The following is a 6,885-nucleotide window of genomic DNA, read 5'->3' as shown; positions in this document are numbered from 1 at the left end:
GGCCTGCTGCACGCCATCCGCAAGCCCAACGGCTACCGCGAGTTCGACGCGTCGGCGGTGGAGCGGGTAATGGCCATCCGCGACCTGCTGGACGTGGGGTTCACCATCGACGAGATCGCGTCGCTGTCGCCGTGCCTGGTGGGCGCGGGCGGCGACGCGGGCTGCCGCACGCAGACCGTCACGCTGTACCGAGACAAGCTGGCCCGCGTAAACCAGCAGGTGAGCACCCTGCTGCAGCTGCGCCAGCGCATCCAGGAGCGCATCGCCATCCTCGAGCCGGCCCCCGCGGCCGTGCCGGCGTGAGCGCGCCAACCCCTGATCAGCGAGACGAGACCATGGCTGGTGCGACCGTTACCGTGACCGACGCCACCTTCGCCGCCGAGGTGGAGCAGACGAAGGGGCTGACCGTGGTGGACTTCTGGGCCACGTGGTGCGGGCCGTGCCGCATCATCTCGCCCATCCTGGAGCAGATCGCGGCCGAACGCGCGGGCGAGGTCAAGGTCGCCAAGGTGGACGTGGACGAGAACCAGCGCACGGCCGCGCGGTTCAACATCCGCAGCATGCCCACGCTGCTGTTCTTCAAGGACGGCCAGCCCGTGGGGCAGATCATCGGCGCCGTGCCCCGCGCCCACATCGAGAGCGCCATCGCGCAGCTCGCGTAAGCCGCGAGTCTCCCTCGGGCGCGCACCGTTCAAGTCGCCCGACGTGATTCCAGCGCCGGCGTGGCCATGGAGCAAGCTCGGATACCGAACGCCAGAGGGACAGAATCGCCTTTGCGCGACTCTGTCCCTCCGCCGTTCCTGGCCATTTCGAAGCAAATCTGGCTGATCAGCAGTAGCCGGCGGGGCCCGTCTCGCAGCCGTTGACCGTGATCGGATCGGGCTGGATGGGGCAGCAGATGCCCGTCCACAGCCCGCTGACGGGGCTCGGTGCCAGCGCGGCCGCGTCCTGCTCGGGCGCAACCGCGAAGGTGGTGATCTCGAGCTCGTCCACGTTCAGCTTGATCATGCCGCACTCCTTTGGGATGAGAGGTTCGTCCGGCAAGCCCGGACCTGGCGGCAATCTACTTGTTTGGTCGTGAAAAGAAAGTACCCTCTCTGCTGCTCGCCCACGGCCTCACTCCCGCTCCTCCCCTCATGCCGACGGCGCCGGCTCCATCCACCGCGCCCACGGGCGATGCACGCGGTAGCGCGGCACGGCCGTGATGCTCGCCCGCTCCACGCCGATCAGCCGGCGGTCCGCCAGCCGCGCGATGGCGTCCTGGGCGGCGCGGCGCGAGATGCCGGTGCCTTCCGCGATCTGGCGCAGGCTCACGGCGGCTTCGTCCACGCCCCGGCCCCGCGTCTGCCCCCACAGGAACAGGTACACCAGGAACGCCGACGGCTGGTGGTCGTGCCCCACCAGGTCCGGCATCAGTGTGTCCACCACGTACGCGTCCAGCTCCATCGTCCGCATCGGCCGCTCCCGTCGGGTCTATGGCAACGGTTGCCATAGTAGCGGATTCTCGCCTTGTGGCGCCAGGGCTTATGCGCTTTCGTTGTGCCCGCAGGAGCGCGCATCCGAATCCACCCCGCACCCGAAAGCCCGACCATGATCAAGGCCGTCAAGTTCGTCAGCGTGTTCGTCACCGATCAGGACGCCGCGCTCGCCTTTTACACGCAGAAGCTCGGCTTCAGCGTCGTCACCGATCAGCCGATGGGGCCGGATGCGCGCTGGATCGAGCTGCGCATTCCCGGCGCCGAGACGGGCGTGGTGATCATGAAGCCCATGATGCCGGACCACCGCGTGGGCGTGGTGATGAACATGGCGTTCGTGACGGACAACGTGCAGAAGACGTACGAGGAGCTGTCCGCGCGCGGCGTGGAGTTCCGCCAGCCGCCGAAGCCCGAGCCGTGGGGCACCAGCGCCATCTTCGCCGACCCCGACGGCAACGTCTTCGTCCTCAGCAGCAAGTAGGTGTCTATGCAAGAGGCGGCTCCGCGCGGAGCCGCCTCGTGGTGTCCTGCAACTCACCCGTTCGCAACAGGCGATCAGCCGAGGCGAAAGAGTTCTGGCGCACGCTTGAAAAGATCGTGCAGCCTTGGAAGGCTGTGCTGCCGCTGCATCTCTTTCCAGACCGTACGATGCGTAAGACCCCGCAGGCTCCTGTCCGCGTCCGCGAATGCCTGCGGATCCCCCGCGTCGCGGGCGCGAACGTAGTCGGCAGCCAAGCGAAAGTAGTTGCCGAAGGCCGCGCGTCGCGCCTCTGCCAAAAACTCGCGCTTGTTGAGCCTCAGCACCTCGATGGTGTACTCGGCACGCTGATGGTCACGAGATCCCGGCGCGCCGATCGGGATGAAGTAGAAGGTGTCGACCAAGTCCAGCTCCATCCACTGGAGCGGGTCTTCCTGACGTGGATGGATCAGAACGGGGTCTCCGGCTTCGGGCTCCCGCACCGGCGCTCCCCGCCGGCGTGTAACGTCCACGAGGGCGCCCGTTGTGTGAGAGAACACGGCGAACCGATTGTTCTTGGGGCCGTTGCAGGGCCCGCAGGCGTACAGGTAGTTCTCCCAGGCGAACGCCAACTCGGGGTACAGGTCCTTGGGGCGGACATGCTCCACCTCGTCGGCCGCCGAGTCTTCGCAGTATCCGCAGCGACGGGGCCCGTGGCACATGCGTTCCAGCGTCTCGCGCACCACGCCAAACAATGGATCACGGGCCGTATTTCGCTGCCCGAACCGGGCCTTGGCCGCTGTGACCCGTTCCGGGTACGTGGCCAGCGCGTCGATTTCCGCCTGCAGCGCATCCAGCTCCCGCAGACGATCAGATGGAAGCGCCACGTCGGGCAAGCGGATCATGCCGGTACGCGCTGTGCCTCCGGCAGCTTGTCGGCGGCCGTGGGAAGAATCGCTCGCAGGTGCAGTTGCCTCGCCCGCTCCTCGTCGGTAAGCGTGCCTAGACGCTCCTTGCGATTCAGCAGGGCCAGTTCAGACAGCAGCTTCCGGGAGACATCGGAGCGGCTGACGTCCTCGCCGAACAGGTCGGTGCCGTATGCGTCCAGAACGTTGCCGTAAAGCAATCGATCCAGGTCCAATCCCCGCACGCGCTCCAGCGTCGCCTCGGCGCCCGGGGCTGGCAGACGCCAGATGCTCCCCTGCACGGCTGCCTGGCAAATCAGCGGGCTGTGGGTGCTCACGATGAACTGCAGCCGGGGGAATCGCTCGTGGAACCACTGTCCAACCCGCCGCTGCCACGTAGGATGCAGGTGGGCATCGACTTCGTCTACCAGAACCACTCCGGGAACCTCGACCCGCGCCGCGTTGCCTGACTCGAACAGCCGTTCCGGCGGATAGGCCAGGGTAAGCTGCCGAAGGAGCTCGAACGTCATGCTGAGGATGGACCGATAGCCGTCGCTCAGCTCCTGCACCGCCACGCGGGTGCCGTTGCCATCGCAAAACCATACGCCCGCGGAGGAAACCTCATCCAGACGTGTGCCGTGCGGCAGGAATCCCGGCTGGTTGACGAACCGGGTGATGAGGTCGACCAGCGGTGTTCCCGACCCGTGCTGCTCCAGCTTGCTGAATTGCAGCTTCTGCAGCCAGGCGAGGCTCTCCGAGAGCGCCACGTCCTCACCAAAGAGCGAGAGGTGCGCGGCAAGCCGCGGCCTGGACTGAAAGATGTGATCGGCATCCTTATATCCCCCTGAAAAGCGGCGAAACGGACCATAGCCCGCCGAAAACCATCCACGCCCTGGCGACGGCGGACCGGTCGTGCGCCCTCTGTTGAGGCCAAGATCGAGCATCACGGACGATTGACGCTGGAACACGACGGAGGCGATGGCCGCTTCACCGGGCTGGCTGTCTCCCGGGCCGTTGCCAAGGTCCCACACGGGGTTTCCGTGGACCCGCACCTCGATCTGGCCTGTGCTGCTCCCGCGGGTGAGCCATGCGTTCCAGTCTTGGCGCAATGCCTCCGCCTCGACCGGGCCCACCAGAGCAAGTGCGATACTACGCAGAAAAGACGATTTTCCCGAGCCGTTGTCCCCGATGATCACGTGCCAGCCAGGCTCCTCGCCGGCGTCGATCTTCCAGACACACGAGACGAGCGAGCGCACATTCTGAATGTTGACACCGCGGATGTACATGGATCGCCACGCCTGCCATGGGAAACGGCCTCCCGTTGGAGACCCTGCACGTAATGTGTCTTACACGCGGAGATCGAACAACTCGCGCGGGTATCTGCTCCGGGCCGCCCGGGAGGGTTCCCCGTGCGGCCCGCGCGGACATCGGGGGCGGGCCGATCTTACGCCCGCACGAGCTTCTTGTACTTGATGCGGTGCGGGATGTCGGCGGCGGCGCCCAGGCGGCGCTTCTTGTCGGCCTCGTACTCGCGGTAGTTGCCCTCGTACCACACCACCTCGCTCTCGCCCTCGAAGGCAAGGATGTGCGTGGCGACGCGGTCCAGGAACCAGCGGTCGTGGCTGATGACCACGGCGCACCCCGCGAACTCCAGCAGCGCGTCCTCCAGGGCGCGGAGCGTGTCCACGTCCAGGTCGTTGCTGGGCTCGTCCAGCAGGATGAGGTTGCCGCCCTTTTGCAGCGTCTTGGCCAAGTGCACCCGGTTGCGCTCGCCGCCCGAAAGCACCTTGACCAGCTTTTGCTGGTCGCTGCCCTTGAAGCCGAACCACGAGCAGTACGCCCGCGCGTTCACCTCGCCGCGGCCCAGCTTGATGTTGTCCTGCCCGCCGCTGATCTCCTGGTACACCGTCTTTTCGCCGTCCAGCGTGTCGCGGCTCTGGTCCACGTACGCCAGCTCCACCGTCTGCCCCACCTTGAGCGCGCCGCCGTCGGGCGTCTCCTGCCCGGTGATCATGCGGAACAGCGTGGTCTTGCCGGCGCCGTTGGGCCCCACCACGCCCACGATGCCGCCGCGCGGCAGGCGAAAGTCCAGGTTGTCGATGAGCAGCCGGTCGCCAAAGCCCTTCTGCAGCTTGTCGGCGATCACCACGTCGTCGCCCAGGCGCGGGCCGTTGGGGATGACGATCTCGGCGCGGTTGAGCTTTTCGCGCGGGTCCTCGCCCAGCATCTGCTCGTACGCGTCAAGCCGGGCCTTGCTCTTGGCCTGGCGGGCGCGGGGCGCCATGCGCACCCAGTCCAGCTCGCGCTCCAGCGTGCGGGTGCGGGCGCTGGCCTGCTTTTCTTCCTTGCGCAGGCGCTCCTGCTTTTGCTCCAGCCAGCTCGTGTAGTTGCCCTTCCAGGGGATTCCCTCGCCGCGGTCCAGCTCCAGGATCCACTCGGCCACGTTGTCCAGGAAGTAGCGGTCGTGGGTGATGGCCACGATGGTGCCCTTGAACTCCGCCAGGTGGTGCTCCAGCCACGCCACGGACTCGGCGTCCAGGTGGTTGGTGGGCTCGTCCAGCAGCAGCATGTCGGGCTCTTCGAGCAGCACCTTGCACAGGGCCACGCGGCGCTTTTCACCACCGGAGAGGTTCTCCACGGGGGCGTCGCCGGGGGGCAGGCGCAGGGCCTCCATGGCGATCTCGATCTTGCGGTCCAGCTCCCACAGGTTGGCGGCGTCGATGGCGTCCTGGATCTTGGCCTGCTCTTCCAGGAGCTTGTTCATCTCGTCGTCGTCGCTCACGTCGCCAAAGGCGGCGTTCACCTCGTCGAAGCGGCGCAGCAGGTCGCGCTGGGCGCGGACGGCCTCTTCCACGTTGCCGCGCACGTCCAGCGAGTTGTCCAGCTGGGGCTCCTGCGGCAGATAGCCCACGCGGGTGCCCTCGGCGGCCCAGGCCTCGCCGTTGAAGTCCTTGTCCACGCCGGCCATGATGCGCAGCAGGGAGCTCTTGCCGCTGCCGTTGCTGCCCACCACGCCGATCTTGGCGCCGGGATAGAAGGAGAGCCAGATCCCCTTGAGGATCTCGCGGTTGGGCGGAACCACCTTCCGCAGCTCTTTCATCACGTAGATGAAGCGCGACGTATCTGTATTGCTCATCGTGGGATCGGGATCGGGTGCGATTGTCCGTCCGGGGCCGCCGCGCCCCGCCGCAGGTCGTTTGCGGGCGGGAAGATAGCACCCGGGTGCCAGCGGCGGGAGGTGTCGCCTCCCGGCAGCGTTCCAGCGAATGCGGAGAACGGCAACAGCATTTCACGCAGAGGGAGCAGAGGCAGCAGAGTACTTCATCACGCGACGAAGTACTCTGCTGCCTCTGCTCCCTCTGCGTGAGACGTCTTTTCTTCTTTACCGTGCGTGGAGCTTGTCGGCCAGCCAGTCGGCCAGCGCGCCGAGGACGCTCGCGGGGACGCGCTTGTCGGGGAGGGCGGCGTAGCGCGCGGGGTCCGCCGTGCCGTCCGGGTCCGCCAGGAAGAGGTGATTGACGGCGGGGAACACACGCACCGTCACGTCCGCGTTGCCGCCGTCACGGATGGCGGATGCCAGCTCCTGGGCCTGCTCCGCCGTCACCTGCCGGTCCGTCGCGCCCTGCAGCACCAGCACGGGCGCACGCACCCGACGCGCCACGGGGAGTGGATCGTGGTCCAGGAACCAGCGCACCCACGGCGTCCCCGCCGCCGCGGCGTCGCGCTGCGCGGTGGCGGCGGCCAAGGCGGAATCCAGCGCCGCGCCCGTCCGGCCCTGCGCCGCCAGCGCGTCGCGCAGTTGCATGTCGCTGATGCGGCGGCCGCTCCACGAGGGGCCGGCCAGCAGCACCACGGCCGCGATCCGCGCGTCGTCCGCGGCCACCATGGGCGCGATGATGCCGCCCTCGCTGTGGCCCGCCAGGGCGACGCGCGCGGGGTCCACGTCCGGGCGCGCGCGCAGCCACGAGACGGCGGCGCGGATGTCGTCCGCGAAGTCCGCCGTCGTCACGGTGGGCGTGGCGCCGCCGGAGCCGCCCACGCCGCGGTC

9 protein-coding genes are annotated in these 6,885 nt (G+C 67.7%); 3 read left to right on the top strand and 6 right to left on the bottom strand.

Annotated features, from left to right (window positions below):
- Positions 1-303, top strand: a 303-nt coding sequence (locus tag VFZ20_RS23515; protein WP_329686401.1) for a MerR family DNA-binding protein, incomplete at its 5' end; no start/stop codon positions are given.
- Between the two features lie 32 nt (positions 304-335).
- On the top strand, positions 336-662 hold the full coding sequence (gene trxA / locus VFZ20_RS23510) for a thioredoxin (RefSeq protein ID WP_329686400.1): 327 nt from the start codon (positions 336-338) through the stop codon (positions 660-662).
- Positions 663-828: 166 nt separating this feature from the next.
- Here trxA and VFZ20_RS23505 read toward each other — a convergent pair whose 3' ends face one another.
- Positions 829-1,008, bottom strand: a complete 180-nt coding sequence (locus VFZ20_RS23505) for a hypothetical protein (RefSeq protein WP_329686399.1) — start codon at positions 1,006-1,008, stop codon at positions 829-831.
- 126 nt (positions 1,009-1,134) lie between these two features.
- Positions 1,135-1,455 carry a hypothetical protein gene (locus VFZ20_RS23500; protein WP_329686398.1) on the bottom strand — a complete coding sequence of 107 codons (321 nt, stop codon included), beginning with the start codon at positions 1,453-1,455 and terminating at the stop codon, positions 1,135-1,137.
- Positions 1,456-1,590: 135 nt separating this feature from the next.
- Here VFZ20_RS23500 and VFZ20_RS23495 point away from each other — a divergent pair, with 135 nt between their 5' ends.
- Positions 1,591-1,956: a VOC family protein gene (locus tag VFZ20_RS23495; RefSeq protein WP_329686397.1), complete on the top strand. Its 366-nt coding sequence runs from the start codon at positions 1,591-1,593 to the stop codon at positions 1,954-1,956.
- Positions 1,957-2,030: 74 nt separating this feature from the next.
- Here VFZ20_RS23495 and VFZ20_RS23490 read toward each other — a convergent pair whose 3' ends face one another.
- The 4 genes from VFZ20_RS23490 to VFZ20_RS23475 form a co-directional block, all read right to left on the bottom strand.
- Entirely contained in the window at positions 2,031-2,837 is an 807-nt protein-coding gene (locus VFZ20_RS23490) for a hypothetical protein (protein ID WP_329686396.1), read from the bottom strand.
- Complete coding sequence (locus tag VFZ20_RS23485) at positions 2,834-4,123, bottom strand: AAA family ATPase (RefSeq protein WP_329686395.1); 1,290 nt, start codon at positions 4,121-4,123, stop codon at positions 2,834-2,836. Before VFZ20_RS23485 ends, VFZ20_RS23490 begins: the two co-directional genes overlap by 4 nt.
- Before the next feature lie 158 nt (positions 4,124-4,281).
- Positions 4,282-5,973 carry an energy-dependent translational throttle protein EttA gene (gene ettA, locus VFZ20_RS23480; protein ID WP_329686394.1) on the bottom strand — a complete coding sequence of 564 codons (1,692 nt, stop codon included), beginning with the start codon at positions 5,971-5,973 and terminating at the stop codon, positions 4,282-4,284.
- A gap of 246 nt (positions 5,974-6,219) precedes the next feature.
- The coding region (locus VFZ20_RS23475) for an alpha/beta hydrolase family protein (protein WP_329686393.1) at positions 6,220-6,885 on the bottom strand (666 nt) is incomplete at its 5' end.

It is taken from the genome of Longimicrobium sp. (genome assembly GCF_036280135.1).
GTDB lineage: Bacteria > Gemmatimonadota > Gemmatimonadetes > Longimicrobiales > Longimicrobiaceae > Longimicrobium.
Note: the sequence above shows the minus strand (reverse complement) of the source record. Positions and strands in the feature narration are given on the sequence as shown.

Bases quoted from the DNA above. Each gene is read 5' to 3' on its own strand.
- VFZ20_RS23505 (WP_329686399.1), bottom strand. From the start codon at position 1,008: ATGATCAAGCTGAACGTGGACGAGCTCGAGATCACCACCTTCGCGGTT.
- VFZ20_RS23500 (WP_329686398.1), bottom strand. From the start codon at position 1,455: ATGCGGACGATGGAGCTGGACGCGTACGTGGTGGACACACTGATGCCG.
- trxA (WP_329686400.1), top strand. From the start codon at position 336: ATGGCTGGTGCGACCGTTACCGTGACCGACGCCACCTTCGCCGCCGAG.
- VFZ20_RS23485 (WP_329686395.1), bottom strand. From the start codon at position 4,123: ATGTACATCCGCGGTGTCAACATTCAGAATGTGCGCTCGCTCGTCTCG.
- ettA (WP_329686394.1), bottom strand. From the start codon at position 5,973: ATGAGCAATACAGATACGTCGCGCTTCATCTACGTGATGAAAGAGCTG.
- VFZ20_RS23495 (WP_329686397.1), top strand. From the start codon at position 1,591: ATGATCAAGGCCGTCAAGTTCGTCAGCGTGTTCGTCACCGATCAGGAC.
- VFZ20_RS23490 (WP_329686396.1), bottom strand. From the start codon at position 2,837: ATGATCCGCTTGCCCGACGTGGCGCTTCCATCTGATCGTCTGCGGGAG.